Source organism: Aeromonas sp. HMWF014 (assembly GCF_963878295.1).
In the GTDB taxonomy this organism is placed as follows: domain Bacteria; phylum Pseudomonadota; class Gammaproteobacteria; order Enterobacterales; family Aeromonadaceae; genus Aeromonas; species Aeromonas popoffii.
The window spans coordinates 2,878-3,462 of sequence record NZ_CAWNYS010000154.1 but is presented as its reverse complement, the minus strand read 5'-3'; the positions used below and the strand labels follow the sequence as shown (position 1 = coordinate 3,462).

The following is a 585-nucleotide window of genomic DNA, read 5'->3' as shown; positions in this document are numbered from 1 at the left end:
GACGAGCTAATCCAACGCTTTGGCACCAGCGATGCTCCCGCACTGCAAGATCTAGTGACTAAAGCAAAGATACTACGCAACAAAGGGCCAAACTAATTAAAAAGCAATTTAGGCTGTGACATAATCACGTATTACATGAGGTGCTTTAACACCTCATGTAAAAAATTTTGAGGTCATCTTGTAGTAATCAACTAAGTCCGTCGACCATTCCCTTCCCCACACCCGCAATCCCATCAACGCCAGCATCAGCACAACCCCCGGCAGCCAGACCCAGTAGAGCTCGGAGAGGATCACCGCCTCGCCTCGGGCGGTGAGATAGGCCTCCAGCTTGAAGGGGGCGACCCGGATAACCTGCCAGGGGGCGAAGAAACGCTCATCACGCCACGGCCAGAGCCAGCCAACCCCCTTGCCGCCGGTGGTGAGGGAATCGAGCAGGCTGTGGGAGAGCAGCGACACCAACAGAAACGACCAGACGGTGGCGGCTCTGGCCCGAAATTGGCGGTGAAACAGCATGGCCAGCGTGGGCAAGGCAAAGGCGAACAGCAATGAGTGGGTAAAGCCGCGGTGGCCAAAGACATGGCCGTA

Annotated in this window: 1 protein-coding gene; it reads right to left on the bottom strand. The window is 55.9% G+C overall.

What is annotated here, in order from left to right; genetic code table 11:
- Positions 1-153: 153 nt before the first annotated feature.
- A partial coding sequence (locus AAC083_RS06180) for a metal-dependent hydrolase (protein ID WP_258224616.1) occupies positions 154-585 on the bottom strand: 432 nt, incomplete at its 5' end.